This is a genomic window from Mesorhizobium sp. B2-5-13, assembly GCF_006440535.1.
In the GTDB taxonomy this organism is placed as follows: Bacteria; Pseudomonadota; Alphaproteobacteria; order Rhizobiales; family Rhizobiaceae; genus Mesorhizobium; species Mesorhizobium salmacidum.
Window position 1 is genome coordinate 66780 of record NZ_VFUI01000004.1, and the last position, 21033, is coordinate 87812.

Consider the following 21033-nt stretch of genomic DNA (forward strand, 5'->3'; position numbering starts at 1 on the left):
CCATTCCCGAAGCATTTCCTTAACCATAGCGGTCCAGGATTTGCCTTTGATCAACGGGGATTCCCTGTTTGAAAAGGACGGCGTGTTTCCTTCGCCGCACAGCGCTTCTCGCTCTTGCGGCGACAATGGCGCTGTCGATGGCGGCAAAGGCTTCGGACTTTTCCGAGCCGTGGAAGAGTGCCGACCGTGCCCTGGTGGTCGATGCCTACGAGTACAATTCCATCGACTGGGCCCGGCTTGCCACCGACAAACGCATCGTCGCTTTCATCAACAAGGCGTCCGACGGCATGCCGCCGCCCTACTTCTGTTTCGGCAGCGACACCGACGTGAAGCTGTGCAAGGCGCTGTGGAAACGCCACGCGGTGACGCGCGAATTGTTCCAGACACGTAGGGTCGTGGCCAAGGCGCTCGGCATGAAATGGGGCGCCTATCATCTCGCCCGTCCCGGCAATCCGGTCGAGCAGGCCAACAATTTCCTCGATTTCGCCGACCCCGCGCCGGATGATCTCATGGCTCTCGACCTCGAGGGCAACGATCCCTCGCAATGGATGTCGCTCGATGACGCCGAGGAGTTCGCGCGCCAGGTGCATCGGCGCGTCGGCCGCTTCCCGGTGCTCTACACCAATGGCAAGACCGCACAATATATCGCCGACAACCGCTACAAATACCGGCTCCTGTCGCGCCTGCCTCTGTGGTACGCGCGCTACAAGCCCGACATCGACGTGCATTTTCCGATGGGCAACTGGCAAGGCTACGCGCTCTGGCAGTTTTCGGCGCAGGCCAATTGCGGGCGCTTCCGTTGCCCCTACAGGGTTGCCGGCACGCCCGACAACATCGACGTCAACGTGGCGCCCACGGATGCCGTCACGCTACGCCAGCAATGGCCTTTCGGCGGCCTGATTGACGTGCCTCCCGATTATCTTGCCAGCGTGCCGGTGCCGCTCTCGCGGGAAGCCGCCCTGGCCGGCAAAGCGACCATCATCTATGCCGATGTGGCGACGCCGCCGACATTCGAGGAAATGGCCGCCGTGCTCGGTTCGCGCTGGTCGAAATTCCGCGACGGGTTCCGCATGCCTGTCGTGAAGACGGTGCCGCGACGGTCGGGCTTCGGCATTGTCCAATATGTCGCCTGGAAGCGGGCCGGGCAGCGTTCACCCGAGCAACTCGACGCCGCCTTCGCAGCGGCCGCCGACCCGCTGAGCACGGCCTCGACAACTCTCGACCGCGGCCAGCGGTAGCCGCCACCCGGTCGGAGCTTCAGCCTGCCTTCTCGCGCGCCACGGCCTGCCAGCCGATGTCGCGGCGGCAGAACCCGTCCGGCCAGTCGATCCGGTTGAGCGCGGCATAGGCCCGCGCCTGCGCCTCGCCAACGGTGGCGCCGGTCGCCGTGACGTTGAGCACACGGCCGCCATTGGCGACCAGCGCGCCGCCATTGATGGCTGTACCGGCATGGAAAATCTGGACGCCTTCCCCCGCGGCGTCCTCGACGCCGCGGATGACGGAGCCTTTCTCCGGTGTGCCGGGATAGCCCCTCGCCGCCATCACAACGGTCAGCGCCGCCTCGTCGCGCCAGCGCACGGAGGTATGCGCAAGCTGGCCGTCGACGGCGGCATTGAGCAGCACCAGAAGATCGTCCTTCAGCCGCATCATCAACACCTGGCATTCAGGATCGCCGAAGCGGGTGTTGTATTCGATCAGCTTCGGTCCGTTTTCGGTGATCATCAGCCCGGCGAACAGAATGCCGGCGAAAGGCGCACCGAGATCGGCCATGCCGCGCATGGTCGGCTCGATGATCTCGCGCATGGTGCGCTCGATCATGTCAGGCGTCATCACCGGGGCCGGCGAATAGGCGCCCATGCCGCCGGTGTTGGGACCGACATCGCCGTCGCCGACGCGCTTGTGGTCCTGCGCGGTGCCGAAGGGAAGCGCCGTTGTGCCGTCGCAGAGGCAGAAGAAACTCGCCTCCTCGCCGGTCATGAATTCCTCGATCACCACCTCCGCGCCGGCGGCGCCGAAGGACCCGTCGAAGCAGGAAGCGAGTGCCGCCTGCGCTTCATCCATCGTCATGGCGACGGTGACACCCTTGCCGGCTGCGAGCCCATCGGCCTTGATGACGATCGGCGCACCCATCTTCTCGACATAGGCCTTGGCGGAGGCCAGATCGCCGAACCGGCCATAGGCGGCGGTCGGGATGTTGTAGCGGGCGCAGAGATCCTTGGTGAAACCCTTCGAGCCTTCCAGCCGCGCGGCGGCCTTCGAAGGCCCGAAGACGCGGATGTTTTCGGCGCGCAGATCATCGGCGATACCGGCGACCAGCGGCCCTTCCGGACCGACCACGACGAGATCGATTTTCTTCTCGCGGCAGAAGGCGGCTACGGCGGCATGATCGGCGATATCGAGCTTCACCAGTTCGGCCTCGGCGCCGATGCCCGGATTGCCGGGAGCCGCGTAGAGCTTGGTCAGCAGCGGTGAAGCGGCGATCTTCCAGGCCAGCGCATGTTCGCGGCCGCCGGAGCCGAGAAGAAGAACGTTCATGGCCACCTCATGATGCCGACTATCCCATAGAGAGAACAACCCGCTATTGCTCTCTGGGCGACGGGTCAAGGCATCAGGGTGGATTGATCGGAATTGCACACGGGAACGTTATGCCTGCCGAATAGGGGGCGCAGGCCACCGGCGCCCCCTATTCTGGCTCTCGTTCAGCCCTGATGGACCATCGGGAACCAATCCTCGCGCAGCTTCTGCCCCGGCTGCATGCCATGACCGTGATAGGGCGGCGAGGTGCGGCCCGGCCGCTCGACATAATGGGCATCGTCGCCGACCCAGCGCAGCGACAGCGCCCGGCGCCGGGCCGAGGTCATGTTACCGCGCGCGCCGTGCGCCGTCCTGAAGTCGAACAGGATGGCGTCGCCCGGCTCCATCTCCCACTCGATAACTTTCATCGATGGATCGTTGTCGGGATCGGGCACCGGACGATAATCACCCTCGGCGGCGTAGAAATTGCCGTCGTCCAGCCAGCGTACCGGCAGGATCATCTTGTCCCATTTGTGCGAGCCGGCGATCAGACGCAGCGTCGCCTCCTTCACCGGATCGATAGGGATCCAGAAGCTCACCGTCTGCTGGCCGTCGACGAAATAATAGGGAATGTCCTGGTGCCACGGCGTCGGCTTCTGCGTGCCAGGTTCCTTGACCAGGACATGATCGTGGAAGAACTGCGCGGTACGCGACTGCATCACCGCGGCTGCCAGTCGCGCCGCGGGCGATTCGCGCACCACCTTGACGAATTCGGGAATGCGCTCCCAATTGCAGTAATCGTCGAAAAAGCTGCCGCGGCCATTGGCAATGTCGGACGCCGTGGCGCTGCGGTTCTGCATGTTGCGCTCGATGCCGGCGGCGATCGTGTCGACCCAGCCCTTGAAGGCGCCGCGGACACAGACCGCCCCGTCGCGCTGGTAGTCGGCGATTGTCTGCGCATCGATGATTTCGGTGTCCATTGCCGGTGGAGCGGGTTGGGAAGCCATGTTGTCCTCCTTTCAGGATCGAGGCGACTATCGCAACGGCGGCTCATTCAGTAAAATAATAACTTCTCATCTGACACATAGGTTTGAACTATGAGTCTGACGCTCACCCAGCTACGCTATCTCGTCGCCGTCGCCCGCCATGGCAGCGTCACGGGCGCGGCCCGGGCGCTTAACATTTCGCAACCGTCTATTTCGGTGGCGATCGACGCCATCGAACAGGATTTCGGCCAGAAACTGTTCGTGCGCCAGCGTGGAAGCGGTGTCTCGCTGACCTCCTTCGGTCGTGTTGCCGTGGCAAAGGCAAAGCAGGTTCTTGCCGAGACAGACGAACTCCTGGGCCTGGGAAAGGTCAACTCGGCGATCGGCGGCGAGCTGGTGCTCGGCTGCTTCGAGGATCTGGCGCCCTATTTCGCGCCGGGTCTCATCCGCGCCTTCTCCGAACGCCATCCAGCGGTGGCCGTCATCGTCCGCGACGAGACGTTCGAGACACTCGGGCGACGCTTGGCGGACGCCGCCGTCGATCTCGGCCTCAGCTACGATCTCGGCCTGCCGTCGCATTTCGCCCGCATCCTGCTGCACGAGCTGCGGCCGCATGCGCTGTTGCCGGCGGGCCACGCGCTGGCGAACCGCCAGGAGGTCAGCCTGGCGGATCTGGCCGCCTACCCGCTGATCACGACCGACCAGCCGCATAGCTGGCAGCATATGCTTGACCTGTTCCGCAGCCGTGGCCTGTCACCCGTCGCCGACATGCGCACAAGCTCGTTCGAACTCCAGCGCAGCATGGTGGCGAACGGCTTCGGCGTCGCAGTCAGCTATACCCGCCCGCATGGCGACCACAGCTATGACGGCTTGCGCCTCGTCTGCAAACCGCTGTCGGATCCGCTGCCCATGCAGCGCATCATCCTCACCCACGATACGCATCAGCGCGTGTCGAATGCGGCGCTGGCTTTCATCGCGGTGGCGAAAGTCTGGTTTTCCACACGCGACATCTTCGCGTCGTGACGAGTTGGCCGCCGCCGCTCCTCCGGTTGCCGCTTGACGGTTTCCGCCGCTGCTGCCACTCCATGCCAATGGAACCTGTCCAGTCGAAAGCGGCCCAGGGCCGCGTCGCCGATGCGCCGAACCGCCATTGGGTCTATAGCGTGCTGCCGCGCGCGATCTGGCCCTATGCACAGCTTGCACGGTGGGACAGGCCGATCGGCTGGCAGTTGCTTTTGTGGCCATGCTGGTGGTCGGCCGCACTGGCGGCGAGCGCCTATCCCCGGCCTGGCGACCCGCTGCTTTCGCTGCTGCCGGCGCCACTCTATCTCGTGCTGTTCCTGATTGGCGCCATTGCCATGCGTGGCGCCGGCTGCACCTATAACGACATTGTTGACGAGCACATCGACAACCAGGTCGAACGCACCCGCTCGCGCCCGCTGCCATCCGGCCAGACCACGCGCCGGCGGGCCTGGCTGTTTCTTGTGCTGCAAGCCCTGGTCGGCCTGGCGGTTCTCCTGCAGTTCAACAGCTTCGCCATCCTGCTCGGCGTCTGCTCGCTCGCGATCGTGGCCGTCTACCCATTCATGAAGCGGATAACCAACTGGCCGCAACTGTTTCTCGGTTTTGCCTTTTCCTGGGGGGCGCTGATGGGATGGGCGGTCGAGTTCGGTGATCTCGATGGCCCCGCCATCATGCTCTATATCGGTTCGATCCTGTGGGTGATCGGCTACGACACGATCTATGCGCACCAGGACAAGGAAGACGACGCCATTGTCGGCGTGCGTTCGACCGCGCGGCTGTTCGGCGACAACACCAAGGCATGGCTCGCGGGGCTCTATGGCGGTACGCTGATCTGCTTCGCCATCGCCTTCGCCTCGGCACAGGCCCCGGTGGTGGCACTGGCGGGACTGATCGCCGCCGGCGCCCACATGGCCCGGCAGATCGCGGTTCTGGATATCGACGATCCAGACCAGTGCCTGCGGCTGTTTCGGTCGAACAACCAGGTCGGCTGGCTGATCTTCCTCGGCCTGATCGGCGGCGCGCTGTGGGTGGCGCTGAAGCCGCTGGTGTAGCGGCCTCAGTGTCGGCAATCCGGAACAGTAAAGATGCTTATTCCCGCGCAATGATCTCCTGGCCCCCGATGACCAGCCTGAGGCCGAGGTCACCGGGTCTGCGGCGGGCAAGGAAGCGGGGGCGGCGCATATTGGAAACGCGGCCCTTGCGGCGCTCCCGCGGCGGCAATGTCTTGATGGCGGCGCCGAGCGATTCTTCCAGGGTGCGGGCGACGCCGTCGGATTCGATCAACAGCATCGGCAGGCGGTAGGCATCGGCCCAGGCGCGCCAGTCGGCGGCGACGTCTTCGAGATCGTCAGCCACCAGCAGCGGCACCGACAACATCGGATCGTTGTGCAGGAGTTCAAGGGTCACCGTGACATTGCCTTCCGGATCCTCCATCGCACGAGCGGCGACACCGCGAAATGCATTGGCGGGCAGCACAATAATCGCCGGCAGGCCGCTCATCTCGAGCAGGCGGCGGATCACGGCGCCACGCTGGTCGATGGTGAAGGTCACGTCGCCGTAATCGTCGCGTGTCGCGTAGCTCACCACCTGCGGCAGGCGGAATGGGTCGAGACGCATGTTGCGTCCCGCCCAGACTGGCTTCAGTCCAGTGTTCACGTTCATAGAGCGCCTTCCTGTCTGTCTCCTGAGAGCCGGTGTCCGGTTCTCTCCGGGCCAGTTTTCCCGGCCTCGTTATGGAGAAACAGTAGCGCCGGCTCCTTACCGCCGCGCTTAAGAAAGTCGGTTAAATTTTGCTGATCTCAGGGATGGTTATCGGAATGCCACCAGCCACAAGATGTTGAAAGGATCAGATAACCTTACCAGGATTCATGATGCAGGCCGGATCGAAGGCAGCCTTTACCCGGCGCATCAGATCGATGGCCATCGGCGGCGCGGTGGCGATCAGTTCGTCGCGCTTCAACTGACCGATGCCATGCTCTGCCGAGATCGAACCATGCAGGCTGCGCACCACGTCATGCACGGCCTTGTTCATGGCATGATAGAGCGCCAGAAACGCCTCGTCGTCGCCGTCGATGGGCCGCGAGATGTTATAATGGAGGTTGCCGTCTCCCATATGGCCGAAACAGACCACCCTGGCGCCAGCACTGACCGAGGCTACCGCGCCAGCGGCCTCCGCGATGAAGCGCGGTATCGATGCGATCGGCACTGAAATGTCGTGCTTGATCGAAGCGCCTTCCGGCTTCTGCGCCTCGGGCAACAGCTCGCGGAAGTCCCAGAAGGCGTCGCCCTGCCCGAGGCTGGCGGCGATGACCGCGTCGCCGACGAATTCCTGCTCGAGGCCCGCGGAAAGCACGTCCTCGATCAGCGCCCGAGAATCCTCCGATGAGCGGCCGGACGATATCTGCATCAGCACATACCAGGGCCAATCCTCCATCAGCGGCCGCGTCACGCCCGGGGCATGCGCCAGCGTGAAATCGTATGGCCGCTTGCCGATCAGTTCGAAGGCAGTGAGCGCTGCCCCGGCGCGGTCCATGGCCAGGCTGAACAGGGAAAGAGCGGCCTCGGGCGACGACAGGCCGACGAAGGCGACGTCGCGCCCCTTCGGCTTCGGAAACAGTTTGAGCACGGCGGCGGTGATGATACCGAGCGTGCCCTCGGCGCCGACGAACAGGTTCTTCAGGTCGTAGCCGGTATTGTCCTTCTTCAGCTTGCGCAAATCGTCGAAGACCTCGCCGGTCGGCAGCACCACCTCGACGCCGAGGCAGAGTTCGCGCGCATTGCCATAGGCAAGCACGCCGGTGCCGCCGGCATTGGACGACAGATTGCCGCCGATCTGGCAGGAGCCTTGCGCGGCGAGCGAGAGCGGGAACAGCCGGTCGGCGGCGTCGGCCGCTTCCTGCAAGGTCTGCAGGATGACACCGGCCTCGACCGTGACCGTGTTCGACAAGACATCGATCTCGCGGATGCGGTTCAGCCGTGACAGCGACAGGACGATTTCATGGCCGGATTTGTCCGGCACCTGCGCGCCGACCAGCCCAGTGTTGCCGCTTTGCGGCACGATTGGCGTTCCGGTCTCTGTCGCCAGCCGCATGATCCGGCTGACCTCGTCGACGCTGCCCGGCCGCAGCACCAGGGACGTCGCGCCATGCCAGAGGCCGCGTCGCTCGATCAGATAAGGTGCGATGTCCTGCTGGTCGCGCAGCGCATATTTGTCGCCGACGATCGCCGCGAAACGATCGACGAGAGCGGGATCGAGTGTCTTTGCGGTTTCGGTCATCTGGCAAAACTACGTCGAGGGCTATGCATTGTCACGAGGAGCGGCGGCACGGGAGAGCCGGTCGTTGATAGCCTCGCCGAGGCCGTCAAAGGGAATCGGCTCGACCGCGATGGTGCGCGCGCCGCTGCGGTCGAGTTCCTGCATGGAGGCGAAGAGATTGCTTGCCGCTTCACGCAGGTCGCCTGAAACCGACAGGTTGAGGAAAGCGGTTGCGCCGCGCCAGCCTTCCGCTCTCTGGCTGCCAAAGCCGAGCAGCGCTTCGCCCTCGCCGACCGCCCGCGCATTGAGCCGCACCGCGGCACCCGGCGCGTAGTGCGAGGCCAGCATGCCCGGCGCTTCGACGCCGGCAGCGCCGCCGCGCAGCAGGTCGATGCCGGTGGCCGCCTCGATTTCCCCTGCGGCAACGCCACCGGGCCGAAGCAGGCGCAACCTCTCGCCTTCGGCCTTGACGATGGTCGATTCCAGCCCGACCGGTGTTGCGCCGCCATCGACCACCAGCTTGATGCGGGCGCCGAGGTCCGCCGCAACGGCTTGCGCCGTCGTCGCGCTGATCTTGCCGGATGAATTGGCGCTCGGTGCCGCAAGCGGTCGGCCAAGCCTGGCGATCAGGTCACCGCCAAAACCCCTCGGCATGCGCAAGGCGATCGTGTCGAGCCCGGCGGTGACCAGCGGATGAATGCCGTTGCCGGAGCGCTGCGGCAGCACCAGCGTCAGCGGACCCGGCCAGAAGGCAAGCGCGAGCTTTTTCGAAAGCGGATCGAACGAGGCAATGCGCTCGGCCATCGCCATGTCGGCGACATGGGCGATCAGCGGATTGAAACGCGGCCGCCCCTTGGCTTCGAAAATGCGCGCCACGCCAATGCCGTTGGTGGCGTCGCCGGCCAGCCCATAGACGGTCTCGGTCGGAATGGCGACGACATCACCGCCCTCAAGCAGCGCCAGCGCCGGTTCCATCGCTTCGCCGACGGCAAGTATTTCAGCCACTCTCGTCACCTCGCGGATGCCGGCTGCGTAGTACGACAGCGCCGCCGGGGCAAGCGGGCATTGGCAATTCATCAATTCGTAAAATGCTATGTTTCCATGAAAGCCGGTATCAATCGCCGGGCACTATCGTGCGGCTTCTGGGCAATGGGGAGCTATTTCAGTGTTTATGCGTATCTGGGGAACGCTTGCTATCAGTCTGGCTGCTATGGCTGGCGGGGCTCAGGCCTCGTCGCTGGTCTTTCCCAGCGCGCCTGCCTCGACGCCCTCCATCCTTGCGCTGAAGGCCGCCGAGGGCAAGGCGAGCGACGTGGTGTCCGTCGTTGCGCTCGGCGAGCCTGACGTCACCGATGAAAAGGTGGCGGCAATCCCGGACAAGGCCGGGGCAAGGCACGCCTTCCCGCAGAGCCCGATGATCATTCGCGGCGGGGTCGTCGGCGGCGCCTTCTCGACACCGGTGCAGGCCAAAACCCCGGCAGCGGCAACCGTCCCCGCCACGGCGACCGCCTCGGCCGCCCCCGCGCCTGCAGTGCAAGGGAAAGCAGCGGCACCGGCGGCAGCCGCACCACGGCCGGCAGCCCGACAGCCCGCTTCGGGAGCCGGCAAGGTCAAATAGCGACCTCGCCAAACCGGGCAGTCAAATGCTCGGCTGCTTGACGGCGGTCTGGCGCGCTGCGCACCATTGTCAGGCGAATTTCGTCCGGCGTAGCGGCTTCGGCAGACGGGATTGCATTGTTCAAGGCAAGGGGGTTGCTCATGAAAAAATCGAAGACCGTTACAGTGGCAGGGCTTCTGCTGGCGTCATTGCTTGGCGGCGCGGCTCATGCGGACGACATGCTGGGGTCCTATGTCGCGCGCATTTCCGATCGCGATCACCAGGCAAGCGACGGCTATGCGCTGGATGGCGCCGCGCAGATGGTGCGGCAGGACCGCGCCAACTGGCATAAATTCCATCGCCGCGACAGCGACGACGAGGGTGATGCCTGGTTCAGGACCAACGATCAGCGCGCCGACCTGCAGCGCATGCTGGAGCGCCCCGGCGCGATGAGTTCCTCGACCAAGCGCGCCATCGTTAACGGCGAGCCGCTGATCCAGGTCGACGTCTATGAACACAGCGTGCGCGTCAGCATTCTGGAGAACTGATCAAATCAGTTTGAAAAGACAACAAAAAGGGCGGCGCCAAAGCACCGCCCGTTCATCGAGAAAACCTGTCACCTGAAATCAGGCCGCTTCTTCCTTGTCGTCGTCTTCTTCGTCGGACTCGCCGTCGTCGGATTCTTCTTCGCCCTCGGCGTCGTCGCCTTCGGCCTTCACAGCGTCATCGGCGTCGTCTTCGTCAGACTCTTCGCCGTCTTCATCATCGCCATCTTCGTCATCGCCATCCTCGTCTTCATCAGACAGATCCGCGGCTTCGAACGTGGCGGCGGCGGCATGATCGAGGGCGGTTTCGGAAGCGGATTCAATCGCCTCGGCGGGCGCCGAGATTTCTTCTGTCACTTCGATTTCGTGATCGGAATTCATGGAAGCCTCCGTTGGGTTCGGGAACATGTCCCTTTGCCACGGAGAGATCATCGTCATATGACTGTAAGCCGGCTCGAACGACCGGCTGGAAGATATTTTCCGTGGGCCTACAGCCCGGTTTATCCCTGCATGATCTTCTCCGAAAACCGGTGCCCACTTTTCGGGATCATGTTTCTCAGCCGGCGATTTTCGAGAAATCGGCGACCTGGCCGGTAGCGGTCCGAATGCGGGCGAGCAGCGCAAGACGGTTGGCACGTACCGACAAGTCCTCATCATTCACGAGAACATGCTCGAAGAATGAATCAACGGGTTCACGCAACACGCTAAGCGCCAGCAGGGCAGCCGAAAAGTCTTGGTTTTGAATCGCTTCGCCGGCTTGCTTCTCGGCCTGATTCACCGCGGCAAACAGCGACTTCTCCGCATCTTGCCGGAACAACGCCGGCTCAACGGTTTCGGCGACCGCCGTTTTCTTCTTCTCCTCGGCAGCCAGAATGTTGGCCGCACGCTTGGTGCCGGCGAGCAGGTTTTTGCCGTCCTCGGTGTCGAGGAAGGAACCAAGCGCTTCGACGCGACGCACGATCCGCAGCAGGTCGTCGGACTGAGGCGTGATCACCGCGTCGATCAGATCATGGCGCGCGCCCTGGTCGCGGAGATAGACTTTAAGGCGGTCGTGGAAGAAGGCGAGGAGGTCGCGGTGAGGGTTGGCAAAATCAAAAACCGGCCCCTTGATCTCAATGTGATACCGTGAGCCATCTTCTTCAGATTTTGAATCTTCGAACTTCCCAAGATCGAATTGCCTACGCGCAAATCTGATCGCTCTTTCCAACAACTCGCGATCGACCTGCTCCACCTGATCGTCCTCGATCGATTCGATAATGTTGTCGAAATCATCGCGGTAAAAATCATCGGAAGTCAGATCATCAACTATAGACACTTTCGGTCGATAGCTGGGCTCTATAATCTCGTACACCGGCAATTGCAGAAGTGGATACCGAATCCCGTTCTCAATCAAAATTCTCACGACCCCGAGCGCCGCCCTTCGCAACGCGTACGGATCCTTGGATCCCGTCGGCTTCTCGTTGATTGTCCAGAAACCGACCAGCGTGTCGAGCTTGTCGGCGAGCGCGACAGCGATCGATACCGGATCGGTCGGCACACGATCGGACGGGCCCTGCGGTTTGTAATGCTCCTCGATCGCTGCGGCGACCGAGGAATGCTCGCCTTGCAGCAGCGCGTATTTGCGGCCCATGGCGCCCTGCAGCTCGGGAAATTCGCCGACGACTTCAGTGGTGAGATCGGCCTTGGCCAGAACGGCAGCGCGACCTGCAGGCAAACGATCGGCGCCAACGATCGGCGCCAGTTCTTCCGCCAGTCGCTTGATGCGCTGCACCCGCTCGCCCTGCGTGCCAAGCTTGGCATGGAAAGTCACATTGAGATGGTCGAGCCGAGCCATGCGCTGGTCGAGCGGCTTCTTCAGATCGAGCCCGAACTTTTCAGCCGATGCTTCCAGCTCAACGAGATCAGGCAGATCGCCCTGGTCCGTCTTCCAGAAATAGAGCGCGTCGGACAGGCGGGCGCGCACCACCTTGCCGTTGCCGTGCGCGATTTCCTTGCCACCGTCACTGGCTTCGATGTTGGCGGTGAGAATGAAACGGCTGGAGAGCGCCTCGCCTTCGCCCTGCGGCCGCGTCACAAAGCATTTCTGGTTGGCGCGGATGGTCAGGCGGATCACCTCCGCCGGAATGGCCAGGAAAGCCTCTTCGAACTCGCCCATCAGCACGACAGGCCATTCGACCAGCCCCGACACTTCTTCAAGCAGTCCCTCGTCCTCGACAAGGTCGAGCCCGTTGGCGAAAGCGAGATTGCGGGCGTCGGCGAGGATGATCTCCTTGCGCCGATCTGCATCGAGCACGACCTTGGCCGCCTCCAGCTTCGACACATAGTCGTCGAAGCGGCGCACGGTGATTTCGCCCGGCGCATGGAAGCGGTGGCCATAGGTGATGTTGCCCGAGCGAATGCCGTCGATCTCGAAATCGACCACGACCGGCTCCTCGGTCTCGGGGCCGAAGGTGCACAGGATCGATTGCAGCGGCCGCACCCAGCGCAGTGATCCGGGCTTGGCCGAGGCCGGCCCCCAGCGCATCGATTTCGGCCAGGGGAAAGTGCGGATGATATCTGGCACCAGACCGGCGATGATCTCTTCGGCCGCCCTGCCCGGCTTCGAAATGTGCGCGACATAGAAGTCACCCTTCTTCGGGTCGGAATGGACATGCGCCTCGGTGATAGAAGATAACCCGGCCTTGCGCAGAAAACCCTGGACCGCCTGTTCAGGCGCCGATGTCGACGGCCCCTTGATATCCTCGTGAATATCCTTCGAGCGTGCGTTGAGGCCACGGATATCGAGGGTGAGGCGCCGTGGCGTCCAATACTCACGCGCCGCCTCGTAGGTCAGCCCCGCCTCGACCAGACCGTCGGCCAGCATCTTCCTCAGATCAACCGCCGCCTTGCGCTGCATGCGAGCGGGAATCTCTTCCGAGCGAAGTTCTAGAAGCAGGTCAGGCATGGTTGGGGCTCACGCGGCAAAATGGTCCGCGCGGGGCATAGCAACTCGGCTGGCCGCTGTCACCCTTTCCGGAAATTTTGACCCTCCTGTCGGGATGAGGCGATCCGGCCCGTCCTTGGATCAAAGATTTCCATGAACCGAACGCAGCGCTGAAGCGACCCACGCTCAGGCAGGGAACTATTGGCTGAACGATCATGAAAACGGCATCCAGACTTCTTCAGATCCTCGCGCTCAGCGCCTGCTTCGCCGCGCAGGCTCACGGCGCCTTCTCGATGCCGGGCGTGCGGCAGGCGCTGCGGACGATGGCTGGTCCGAGCGGCCAGATCCTGCCGCCGATCAACGCTTCCCTCGAAATGATCAACGGCGGTTGAGACTCAGGCCGCCAGGCCACCGGCTTGCGTCTTCAAGAACGCCTCGCCGCAGGCTTTCGCCAGATTGCGCACCCGCAGGATGTAACTCTGCCGTTCGGTGACCGAGATCACACCACGCGCGTCGAGCAGGTTGAAGACATGGCTCGCCTTGATGCACTGGTCGTAGGCCGGGAAGACCATCTCGTGTATCGGCAGATTGTCGTTTGAGGCCGGCGCGCCGGCCTCGAGCAGCGCCTTGCACTCGGCCTCGGCGTCTTCGAAATGCCTGAGCAGCATCGCCGTGTTGGCGTATTCGAAATTGTGGCGCGAATATTCCTGCTCGGCCTGCAGGAACACATCGCCATAGGTGACCTTGTCGGCGCCCTCGCGGCCGTTGAAGTTGAGGTCGTAGACATTGTCGACGCCCTGCACATACATGGCCAGGCGCTCCAGGCCGTAGGTGAGTTCGCCCGCGACCGGCGCGCATTCGATGCCGCAGACCTGCTGGAAGTAGGTGAACTGCGACACTTCCATGCCGTCACACCAGCACTCCCAGCCAAGCCCCCAGGCGCCCAACGTCGGGCTTTCCCAGTCGTCCTCGACGAAGCGGATGTCGTGCAGCAACGGGTCGACGCCGATCGCCGCAAGCGAGCCGAGGTAAAGCTCCTGCAGGTTCGGCGGGTTGGGCTTCAGGATCACCTGGTACTGATAGTAATGCTGCAGCCGGTTGGGGTTCTCGCCGTAGCGGCCGTCCTTCGGACGTCGCGATGGTTGGACATAGGCGGCGTTCCAGCGCCTGGGCCCGAGCGCGCGCAGCGTCGTTGCGGGATGAAACGTGCCGGCCCCGACCTCCATGTCATAGGGCTGCAGGATAACGCAGCCATAAGCCGCCCAGTAATTGTGCAAGGTCAGGATCAGCCCCTGGAAGGAGCGGCTGGGATGCATATGGGCTGACATTTCAATCGTCACGGTGGCCTCGGCGACACAGGCTAGCTTGCGGCCACGTCCTAGAGACACGGCGGCGAAGCGTCAAGCAAGGCGCATCCGATACGGGCCGTCGTGAGCATGCCGGGCGATGTTGAAAACTTTGCGTGCGACTGGCCCATTGCTCGCCGCCACGCTCCGCGATCCAACAAAGCGTCCGCTTCAAGCACAGCAGGTTCAGCCATGTCCAACCCGATCACCATCCGCCCCGTCACGCGCCAGGATTACGACCGATGGATGCCGCTGTGGGACGGCTACAATGCGTTCTATGGCCGTTCGGGCGAGACGGCGCTGGCAAGCGACATCACCGCGATGACATGGTCGCGCTTCTTCGACGCCTACGAGCCGGTCCATGCACTGGTCGCCGAGAGCGGGGGCCAGCTTCTTGGCCTCGTCCATTACCTGTTCCACCGCAGCACCACGGCGATCGCGCCGAACTGCTATCTGCAGGACCTTTTCACCAACGAGGGCTCGCGCGGCAAAGGCATCGGCCGGGCGCTGATCGAAGGCGTCTACGAGCGCGCCCAGGCGGCCGGTTCCGGCCGGGTATATTGGCTGACGCATGAAACCAATCACACGGCAATGAAGCTCTATGACACGGTCGGCGAACGCTCGGGCTTCGTCGTCTATCGTAAGATGTTCTGAGGACGTTTCCGGCGCGCCGGCAGGCATTTTTGAGCGGAACGGATATCAACGAAAACGGGGCCCTGAGAGCCCCGTTCGCATTCCAAAAAAGGCGATTCTCAGCCCTTGGGGGCCGGAACCGGCTCCGGCTTGACCTTCGGGGTCTCCTGCGCCGTGTTGGATTCGATCGGCGGCAGGCCCTTCATCAGCTTCTGCTGCAGGGTGGCCAGCACGTCGGGATCGGGCTTCAGGTCGCGGGCCTGGTTCCACTGGAAGGTGGCTTCCAGCTTGCGGCCGACGCGCCAATAGGCGTCGCCGAGATGGTCGTTCAGAACCGGATCTTCCGGCTTCAGTGCGACCGCGCGTTCCATCTCGCGCACGGCGTCATCGAAGCGGCCGAGGCGGAAATAGGCCCAACCCAGAGAATCGACGATGTAGCCGTCGCTTGGCCTGAGATCGACGGCCTTCTGGATCATCTCCAGGCCTTCCTTCAGGTTGGTGTTCATGTCGACCCAGGAATAGCCGAGATAGTTCAGCACCTGCGGCTGATCCGGCTGCAATTCCAGCGCCTTGCGGAAATTCGGCTCGGCCTTCGGCCATTCCTTCAGCCGCTCATAGGCGATGCCGCGCTGATAGAAGATGTTCCAGTTGGCGGCGGTTGGCGTCTTCAGCGCCTCGACGGCCTTGTCGTAGAGATTTGCGGCGGAGCGGAAATCATCCTTCGAGGAGTAGACTCCGCCAAGCGCCAGATAGGCGCGCATGTCATTGGGATGGGCTTCGACGAAGGCCTTCAGATGCGTGATCGCCTCGTCATGGCGGTCGAGGTCGGCAAGATTGAGGCCAAGCTGCAGGTCCGAAATCTCCTTCAGCGGCGAAGAGTCCGGGATGCGCCGATAGAGCGCGATGGCGCCTTCCCCGTCCTTCAGCTGTTCGGCGACGGCGGCGAGCTGTACGAGGGCCGCGTCACTGTCGGGCTTCAGGGCTAAGGCATATTGCAGATAGAGGCGCACGAATGGCTCGCCGCCGCCACGGTTGAGCGCGGTGGCAAGATCGAGCAGGATTTCGGAAGCACCGTCGGACGGACCGGAAACGAAGGGCGCAATTTTCTCGCCCTTGCTGATCCTGTCACGCAAGGCGACGATTTCCAGCTTGCCCGGCGAGAACGCCTCTGCCTGGTCGAGCACCGAGATCGCCTTGGCCTTGTCACCCTTGCGGGCCAGGAACGATGCATAGGCCTGCGCGTTGCGCATCCAGGTTTCAGGTGCCGCACCGCCGGCCGTGGTATCCTGCATCGTCGCCGCGTAGATCGCCTCGGCCTTCTCGGGCATACCAGACGCATCGGCGATCAGGGCGCGGTGGAAGGATTTGAACAGGCCGAACCAATCCGGCCCCTGCAACTTGTCGATCGAAGCCATCGCTTCGCTGGCCTGACCGGCACCTTGTTCGGCCCAGCCGGACATGACGCCGGAAATCAGCCGGTCGAGGTCGGATTCCAGCGACAGCTTGAGCCAGTACTGCGCCTTGGTGAAATCCTTCTTGTGGAAGGAATCGACGGCCAGCGCCAGGCGCGAGAAGCGCTCCACATCGGGCACTTCCTTGAGCTTGTCGGCATAGACCAGCGATTCGTCGAAGCGGCCTTGCGCGATCAACGATAGCATCAGGCTCTGCTGCAGTGCGGTGTCGCTCGGATTGAAGGCCAAGGCCTGCTTGTAGTACGCTATAGCGCTGTCGAGGTCGTTGTCGCCTTCGGCGATCCGGGCAGCCAGATAAGCGCCCGAGAACGACGAGATCTTGACCGGTTCGGTGGATTGCTTGGCATAGGCCGGCAAAGCCGAGATCGCCATGCCCGTCACAATTGCCAGCCTTGTCAGCCAGCGCGCACGTCCTTGCTGCATCATATCCCTTTCAGCCAGGCGCCATCTCCGCGTCAGCGGGATCGACCCAGACTCGATCTTCCAGGCAAAGCATGGCCTTTTTGGGGTCGCGCTTCAATCCGCCCGAAATTCACAATCGGGTCACCCGATTAACAAACCATGGCTAAAAGGGACAGTTTTGCGTCTTAACGGGCCGTTGCAACCGCGTATCGCGATAGCCGCCACTTGCCACCGTGCCGCACAGCCCGCTCCATTCGCAGCCCCCGCATGCCTTGCGCACGTGGCCGGCCGAAAACGCCAGCCGCAGCCGCATCAGGGTCGCGGCATCGAGATCGAGGCGGACGCCGTCCCGGATCGGCCGAGCCAGCAGCGCTTCCACGTCATCGCCGGCCTGCCGGTCCCGCCCGGCCGCGCTGTCGCGCAAGCAGTGCGGTTCCGGCTCGCCAAGCAACGGGGCGCAGATGTCGTCCGGGCCGGAGACGAGGAGGATGTCCTCGCCCCGGCTCAGGCGCTCCGCGATCCCGTCATAATTGGCGGTGAAGGCGGGGCTGTATCCCTTGCCCACATAGGTGAGCAGGCAAAGGAGATGATGGGCGCGAAGCCTGATCGTCACGGCTTCGGCAAGTTCATCTTGCCGCGCGGGAGCGCCATCAGTGTCGCGGAGCCAAGCGCCGACTTCAGCAACCCGCCGACGATAAACGGCACGAAGCCGAAGGTGATGGCCTTCTCGGCGCCGATCATGACGGCAAGCCAGGCCGTACCGAGAGCCAGGCAGGCGACGTTGCCGAGCAGCATGGCGGCGAAGGCAAGCAAAACCCTGTTGCCGTTCCAGCCGCGTTCGGCCAACCAGCCGACCAGCGCGCCGGTGATGGGGAAGGCAAAGAGATAGCCGCCCGTCGGGCCGACGAAATGCTGTATGCCGGCAGCGCCGCCGGCCAGGACCGGGAAGCCGACAGCACCTTCGACCAGCCAAGCGGCGATCGTCACCGCGCCAAGCCGCCAGCCATAGAGCGCGCCGATCAGCGTCACAGCGAAGGTCTGCATGGTCACCGGAACCGGCACCATCGGCACCTCGATGTAGGAAGACAGCGCCAGGAACAGCGTGCCGAGCACGACGGCGCCGGCCTGCCAGCCGAGCGATCGCTGCTGGAGGCGCAGCGGGCTGAAGGATGGTCTGGCGGACGAGAATGCGAGGTTGGTCATAGGCTTCCCTTTGGTCAATCCAAAATTATAGATAATTTATGCTTTCGATCTATTATCGAATCCACATTTTTGGAGCGATAGCAAGCCCAGGCTTGGGAAAAGGGCGTTTAACCCACGATCGCGAAGGCTTCGCGCGTGGCGCCGGACGCTGTCCTGACCGGCTTGCGGCCAATCCATTGGACATGCCGTCCCAGTGTTGCCGCGGCCGATTCGGTATTTCCCTGCCGCAAGGCGCTGAGGATCGCCCGGTGGTCCTGATCGGTGCGCGTCTCCCACTCCGAGCGCCAGGCTGCGAACAGGAAGCGGGCGCTGGCCGCGTGCAGGTCGTCTATGGTGGCAAGCAGGCGGGGCATGCCGCATGGCGCCAGGATCAGCCGGTGAAAGGCACGATTAGCCTCCTCCCACGACCTGACATCGCGGGATTTGTCGCCGGCCTTGGTCGCCTCCTCGGCCTGGTCGAGAATGGCCGAGGTCAGATGCGGCGCGGCGTGGCGCAGTGCCAGCACTTCGAGCGCCGCCCGCATTTCGGCGACCTCCTTGACCTCGCCCAGATCGAAGGCTGCGACACGCACGCCACGGCGCGGCTCACTGACGGCGAGCCCCTGCGCCTCGAGGCGGCGGAAGGCCTCGCGCACGGGAACATGGCTGGTGTTGAATTCCTCGGCGACATGATCCTGCCGCAGCCTCGCCCCCGGCTCGATCGCGCCGGAAATGATGCGATCCGCCAATACCTTGCTGATGCGCACCGCTATGGTGTCGTCCGTGCCCTTTGCCATGATTTATAGATAATTTGCGGCAAGGCGGCTTGTCGAGACGGCAGGTCGAATTCACAGGCGTCTTTTCACTGGCGCAGCCCCGGGAAGCCCAGCGAAAGCCGGTCGCCTCAGTTCACCCGGCTGATGCAGAAATCGATGACGTCGATCAGCGCCGATTTCTGCGGCGTCTCTTCCAGAGGCGCCAAGGCGTCGCGGGCGATCTCGCCGAAATGGCGGGCGCGCCCGATCGTGTCGGCAATGGCGCCGTGGCGGGTCATCAGGCCGATCGCCTTTTCCAGCCCGGCGTCGTCGACCACATTGTCCTCGATGGCACGCTTCCAGAAGGTGCGTTCGGCCTTGCTGCCGCGCCGGTAGGCGAGGATGACCGGCAAGGTCACCTTGCCCTCGCGGAAATCGTCGCCGACATTCTTGCCGAGATCCTTGCTGGTGCCGCCATAGTCCAGCGCATCGTCGATGAGCTGGAAGGCAAGACCGAGATTCATTCCGTAGGAGCGCAGCGCAGCGCGATCGTTGCGGGTCGCCTGGGCGATAACCGGGCCAACCTCGGCGGCGGCCGAAAACAGCGCTGCGGTCTTCGCCTTGATGACGGCGAAGTGCTCGTCCTCGGTGGTTTCGAGGTTCTTGGCGGCGGCAAGCTGCATGACCTCGCCCTCGGCGATGATCGAGGCGGCGCTCGACAGGATGTCGAGCGCTTCGAGCGAGCCGACATCGACCATCATGCGGAAGGCCTGGCCGAGCAGGAAGTCACCGACCAGCACACTGGCCTGGTTGCCCCAGATCATGCGGGCGGTCTTCTTGCCGCGCCGCATGCCGCTTTCATCGACAACGTCGTCATGCAGAAGCGTGGCCGTATGCATGAACTCGACCGAAGTGGCGAGCTTGACGTGGCCCTCGCCGGCATAGCCGAACATCTGCGCCGCAGCCAGCGTCAGCATTGGCCTGAGCCGCTTGCCGCCGGACGAGATCAGATGGTTGGCGACTTCGGGAATCATCTCGACGTCGGAGCCGGCCTTGGACAGGATCAGTTTGTTGACGCGCCCCATGTCGGCCGCCGTCAGATTGATCAAATCCTGGATGGAGGCGGGCTCCCGCTTCCCGTTTTCGATGTTGAGAACGACACCCACGACAATCACTCCCGTCTTGGTATAACGCGTGCGACGGCACCCTTAGTCCCGGCACGGACTCTAGGGCGGCGGGCACGGCCACGGCAAGTGGCGAATTGGCGCGGCGGCGACGACAACCTGTCAACGTCGGCAATGCGGGAGCGCGGCCGCACGTTTACATGCATGCTGCAACCTGCGAGTTTCTTGCGATGATAGAGCTAATCCGCACCAACGACGCCGTCATCATCTCGTTTGTCGAATCGCTGATGCGCGACGCCGGCATCGGCTGCTTCGTCGCCGACCAGAATATGAGCGTGCTCGACGGCTCGCTCGGCATCCTGCCGCGGCGCGTCATGGTCGACGCCGACCAGGCCGACGCAGCGCGACGCATCCTGACCGACGCCGGCATCGCCAACGAGATCCGCCAGAAATAATGTCCGCCGCGCCAGCCACCCTTGACACGGATATGCCGGCCCATACGGTCGATGCCTTCCACCGCGGCCGGTTCTGGCTCGTGCAGCCCAAGCATGGCGGCCATCGCGCCGGGATGGATGCGATGATGCTGGCCGCATCGGTGCCATCCTCGTTTGGCGGGCGGCTCGCCGATTTCGGGGCCGGCGCCGGTGCTGCCGGTCTGGCAGTGCTATCGCGCTGTCCGGACGCCCAGGCTGTGCTGGTCGAACGCGCGCCTGAGATGGCTGCCTTCGCGGCGGCCACGCTTGCCCATCCCGGCAATGCGCATCTCAGCGATCGCGCGGCCGTGCTTGTCGCCGATGTCACCGTTTCGGGCCGGGCCCGGGCCGCCGCCGGCCTTGCCGACAATGATTTCGACTTCGTCATCATGAACCCGCCTTTCAACGCCGCACGGGACCGCGCCACATCGGACCGCCTGCGAAAAGAGGCCCATGTCATGGAGGATGGCCTGTTCGAAAAGTGGATCCGCAGTGCGGCAGCGGTTGTCAGGCCGCGCGGCGGGCTTGCCGTGATCGCCCGCCCCGAACAGCTCGGCTCCATTCTCGACGCGATTTCAGGCCGCTTCGGTGAAGCCGAGATGCTCGCCGTGCACCCTCGCCCGGACGCGGCGGCGATCCGCATTGTCGTGCGGGCGGCGCTTGGGGCGCGGGGAAAGCTCGCCATCCGTCCGCCCCTGATGCTTCACGCGCGATCGGGCAACGGCCCCGACGAGCGCAGCGAAATGATAACCAACGGGCTCGCCTCGCTGTTCGGAGACTGAGCTGTTCGCGGCCTGAACAT

The 21033-nt window shown here is 63.6% G+C and carries 22 protein-coding genes; 9 read left to right on the forward strand and 13 right to left on the reverse strand.

The window, feature by feature from the left end; all coding sequences use genetic code 11:
* The first annotated feature begins 125 nt into the window (after positions 1–125).
* A complete protein-coding gene (locus tag FJ434_RS08800) occupies positions 126–1238 on the forward strand; it encodes a glycoside hydrolase family 25 protein (protein WP_140745715.1) in 1113 nt (370 codons plus the stop codon).
* A gap of 19 nt (positions 1239–1257) precedes the next feature.
* Here the strand turns inward: FJ434_RS08800 and purD are convergent, their stop codons facing one another.
* Together purD and FJ434_RS08810 are read right to left on the reverse strand one after the other, a co-directional pair.
* Entirely contained in the window at positions 1258–2535 is a 1278-nt protein-coding gene (purD, locus tag FJ434_RS08805) for a phosphoribosylamine--glycine ligase (protein ID WP_140745717.1), read from the reverse strand.
* Between the two features lie 164 nt (positions 2536–2699).
* Positions 2700–3521, reverse strand: a complete 822-nt coding sequence (locus FJ434_RS08810) for a phytanoyl-CoA dioxygenase family protein (RefSeq protein WP_181165840.1) — start codon at positions 3519–3521, stop codon at positions 2700–2702.
* Positions 3522–3611: 90 nt separating this feature from the next.
* Here FJ434_RS08810 and FJ434_RS08815 point away from each other — a divergent pair, with 90 nt between their 5' ends.
* Together FJ434_RS08815 and ubiA are read left to right on the forward strand one after the other, a co-directional pair.
* On the forward strand, positions 3612–4523 hold the full coding sequence (locus FJ434_RS08815) for a LysR family transcriptional regulator (protein ID WP_140745721.1): 912 nt from the start codon (positions 3612–3614) through the stop codon (positions 4521–4523).
* A 68-nt stretch (positions 4524–4591) separates the two neighbouring features.
* Positions 4592–5575 carry a 4-hydroxybenzoate octaprenyltransferase gene (ubiA, locus tag FJ434_RS08820; RefSeq protein WP_181165852.1) on the forward strand — a complete coding sequence of 328 codons (984 nt, stop codon included), beginning with the start codon at positions 4592–4594 and terminating at the stop codon, positions 5573–5575.
* A 37-nt stretch (positions 5576–5612) separates the two neighbouring features.
* Here the strand turns inward: ubiA and FJ434_RS08825 are convergent, their stop codons facing one another.
* The 3 genes from FJ434_RS08825 to FJ434_RS08835 all read right to left on the reverse strand — a co-directional run bounded on the left by FJ434_RS08825 (position 5613) and on the right by FJ434_RS08835 (position 8784).
* Positions 5613–6179, reverse strand: coding sequence for a DUF6101 family protein (locus FJ434_RS08825; protein WP_140507971.1), 567 nt, complete (start codon positions 6177–6179; stop codon positions 5613–5615).
* Between the two features lie 190 nt (positions 6180–6369).
* Positions 6370–7800, reverse strand: a complete 1431-nt coding sequence (locus tag FJ434_RS08830) for an FAD-binding oxidoreductase (protein ID WP_140745727.1) — start codon at positions 7798–7800, stop codon at positions 6370–6372.
* A 21-nt stretch (positions 7801–7821) separates the two neighbouring features.
* The gene (locus FJ434_RS08835) at positions 7822–8784 is read right to left on the reverse strand and encodes an L-threonylcarbamoyladenylate synthase (protein WP_181165841.1); all 963 of its coding nucleotides are present in this window, start codon (positions 8782–8784) and stop codon (positions 7822–7824) included.
* A gap of 205 nt (positions 8785–8989) precedes the next feature.
* Here FJ434_RS08835 and FJ434_RS08840 point away from each other — a divergent pair, with 205 nt between their 5' ends.
* Both FJ434_RS08840 and FJ434_RS08845 read left to right on the forward strand, forming a co-directional pair.
* Positions 8990–9397, forward strand: coding sequence for a hypothetical protein (locus tag FJ434_RS08840; RefSeq protein WP_140746065.1), 408 nt, complete (start codon positions 8990–8992; stop codon positions 9395–9397).
* 140 nt (positions 9398–9537) lie between these two features.
* Positions 9538–9924, forward strand: coding sequence for a hypothetical protein (locus tag FJ434_RS08845; protein WP_140745731.1), 387 nt, complete (start codon positions 9538–9540; stop codon positions 9922–9924).
* A gap of 78 nt (positions 9925–10002) precedes the next feature.
* Here the strand turns inward: FJ434_RS08845 and FJ434_RS08850 are convergent, their stop codons facing one another.
* Positions 10003–10302 carry an ATPase gene (locus FJ434_RS08850; protein ID WP_140745733.1) on the reverse strand — a complete coding sequence of 100 codons (300 nt, stop codon included), beginning with the start codon at positions 10300–10302 and terminating at the stop codon, positions 10003–10005.
* Between the two features lie 175 nt (positions 10303–10477).
* Positions 10478–12865 carry a glycine--tRNA ligase subunit beta gene (gene glyS / locus FJ434_RS08855; RefSeq protein WP_140745735.1) on the reverse strand — a complete coding sequence of 796 codons (2388 nt, stop codon included), beginning with the start codon at positions 12863–12865 and terminating at the stop codon, positions 10478–10480.
* Positions 12866–13059: 194 nt separating this feature from the next.
* Between glyS and FJ434_RS29700 the strand changes: the two genes are divergently transcribed.
* Positions 13060–13236, forward strand: a complete 177-nt coding sequence (locus FJ434_RS29700) for a hypothetical protein (protein WP_181165842.1) — start codon at positions 13060–13062, stop codon at positions 13234–13236.
* A gap of 3 nt (positions 13237–13239) precedes the next feature.
* On the opposite strand, the gene FJ434_RS08860 is transcribed toward FJ434_RS29700, so the two are convergent.
* On the reverse strand, positions 13240–14172 hold the full coding sequence (locus tag FJ434_RS08860) for a glycine--tRNA ligase subunit alpha (protein WP_181165853.1): 933 nt from the start codon (positions 14170–14172) through the stop codon (positions 13240–13242).
* Positions 14173–14382: 210 nt separating this feature from the next.
* Between FJ434_RS08860 and FJ434_RS08865 the strand changes: the two genes are divergently transcribed.
* On the forward strand, positions 14383–14844 hold the full coding sequence (locus FJ434_RS08865; protein ID WP_140716893.1) for a GNAT family N-acetyltransferase: 462 nt from the start codon (positions 14383–14385) through the stop codon (positions 14842–14844).
* 98 nt (positions 14845–14942) lie between these two features.
* On the opposite strand, the gene FJ434_RS08870 is transcribed toward FJ434_RS08865, so the two are convergent.
* The 5 genes from FJ434_RS08870 to FJ434_RS08890 form a co-directional block, all read right to left on the reverse strand.
* Positions 14943–16718, reverse strand: coding sequence for a tetratricopeptide repeat protein (locus FJ434_RS08870; protein WP_140507973.1), 1776 nt, complete (start codon positions 16716–16718; stop codon positions 14943–14945).
* A gap of 142 nt (positions 16719–16860) precedes the next feature.
* Entirely contained in the window at positions 16861–17310 is a 450-nt protein-coding gene (locus FJ434_RS08875) for a DUF1284 domain-containing protein (protein WP_140507865.1), read from the reverse strand.
* A complete protein-coding gene (locus tag FJ434_RS08880) occupies positions 17307–17900 on the reverse strand; it encodes a biotin transporter BioY (protein WP_140716897.1) in 594 nt (197 codons plus the stop codon). Before FJ434_RS08880 ends, FJ434_RS08875 begins: the two co-directional genes overlap by 4 nt.
* Positions 17901–18007: 107 nt before the next feature.
* Positions 18008–18676 carry a GntR family transcriptional regulator gene (locus FJ434_RS08885; RefSeq protein WP_140507868.1) on the reverse strand — a complete coding sequence of 223 codons (669 nt, stop codon included), beginning with the start codon at positions 18674–18676 and terminating at the stop codon, positions 18008–18010.
* Between the two features lie 107 nt (positions 18677–18783).
* Entirely contained in the window at positions 18784–19800 is a 1017-nt protein-coding gene (locus tag FJ434_RS08890) for a polyprenyl synthetase family protein (protein ID WP_140745739.1), read from the reverse strand.
* Positions 19801–19988: 188 nt separating this feature from the next.
* On the opposite strand from FJ434_RS08890, the gene FJ434_RS08895 reads away from it, so the two are divergent.
* Both FJ434_RS08895 and FJ434_RS08900 read left to right on the forward strand, forming a co-directional pair.
* Complete coding sequence (locus FJ434_RS08895; RefSeq protein WP_027142312.1) at positions 19989–20213, forward strand: DUF2007 domain-containing protein; 225 nt, start codon at positions 19989–19991, stop codon at positions 20211–20213.
* Entirely contained in the window at positions 20213–21013 is an 801-nt protein-coding gene (locus FJ434_RS08900; RefSeq protein ID WP_140745741.1) for a methyltransferase, read from the forward strand. Before FJ434_RS08895 ends, FJ434_RS08900 begins: the two co-directional genes overlap by 1 nt.
* Positions 21014–21033 lie beyond the last annotated feature (20 nt).

Coding starts and splice junctions, on each gene's coding strand:
- FJ434_RS08810 (WP_181165840.1), bottom strand. CDS start 3,521: ATGGCTTCCCAACCCGCTCCACCGGCAATGGACACCGAAATCATCGAT.
- FJ434_RS08900 (WP_140745741.1), top strand. CDS start 20,213: ATGTCCGCCGCGCCAGCCACCCTTGACACGGATATGCCGGCCCATACG.
- FJ434_RS08815 (WP_140745721.1), top strand. CDS start 3,612: ATGAGTCTGACGCTCACCCAGCTACGCTATCTCGTCGCCGTCGCCCGC.
- FJ434_RS08895 (WP_027142312.1), top strand. CDS start 19,989: ATGATAGAGCTAATCCGCACCAACGACGCCGTCATCATCTCGTTTGTC.
- FJ434_RS08860 (WP_181165853.1), bottom strand. CDS start 14,172: ATGTCAGCCCATATGCATCCCAGCCGCTCCTTCCAGGGGCTGATCCTG.
- FJ434_RS08865 (WP_140716893.1), top strand. CDS start 14,383: ATGTCCAACCCGATCACCATCCGCCCCGTCACGCGCCAGGATTACGAC.
- ubiA (WP_181165852.1), top strand. CDS start 4,592: ATGGAACCTGTCCAGTCGAAAGCGGCCCAGGGCCGCGTCGCCGATGCG.
- FJ434_RS08830 (WP_140745727.1), bottom strand. CDS start 7,800: ATGACCGAAACCGCAAAGACACTCGATCCCGCTCTCGTCGATCGTTTC.
- FJ434_RS08880 (WP_140716897.1), bottom strand. CDS start 17,900: ATGACCAACCTCGCATTCTCGTCCGCCAGACCATCCTTCAGCCCGCTG.
- FJ434_RS08840 (WP_140746065.1), top strand. CDS start 8,990: ATGGCTGGCGGGGCTCAGGCCTCGTCGCTGGTCTTTCCCAGCGCGCCT.
- FJ434_RS08845 (WP_140745731.1), top strand. CDS start 9,538: ATGAAAAAATCGAAGACCGTTACAGTGGCAGGGCTTCTGCTGGCGTCA.
- FJ434_RS08870 (WP_140507973.1), bottom strand. CDS start 16,718: ATGCAGCAAGGACGTGCGCGCTGGCTGACAAGGCTGGCAATTGTGACG.
- FJ434_RS08885 (WP_140507868.1), bottom strand. CDS start 18,676: ATGGCAAAGGGCACGGACGACACCATAGCGGTGCGCATCAGCAAGGTA.
- purD (WP_140745717.1), bottom strand. CDS start 2,535: ATGAACGTTCTTCTTCTCGGCTCCGGCGGCCGCGAACATGCGCTGGCC.
- FJ434_RS29700 (WP_181165842.1), top strand. CDS start 13,060: ATGAAAACGGCATCCAGACTTCTTCAGATCCTCGCGCTCAGCGCCTGC.
- FJ434_RS08800 (WP_140745715.1), top strand. CDS start 126: ATGGCGCTGTCGATGGCGGCAAAGGCTTCGGACTTTTCCGAGCCGTGG.
- glyS (WP_140745735.1), bottom strand. CDS start 12,865: ATGCCTGACCTGCTTCTAGAACTTCGCTCGGAAGAGATTCCCGCTCGC.
- FJ434_RS08850 (WP_140745733.1), bottom strand. CDS start 10,302: ATGAATTCCGATCACGAAATCGAAGTGACAGAAGAAATCTCGGCGCCC.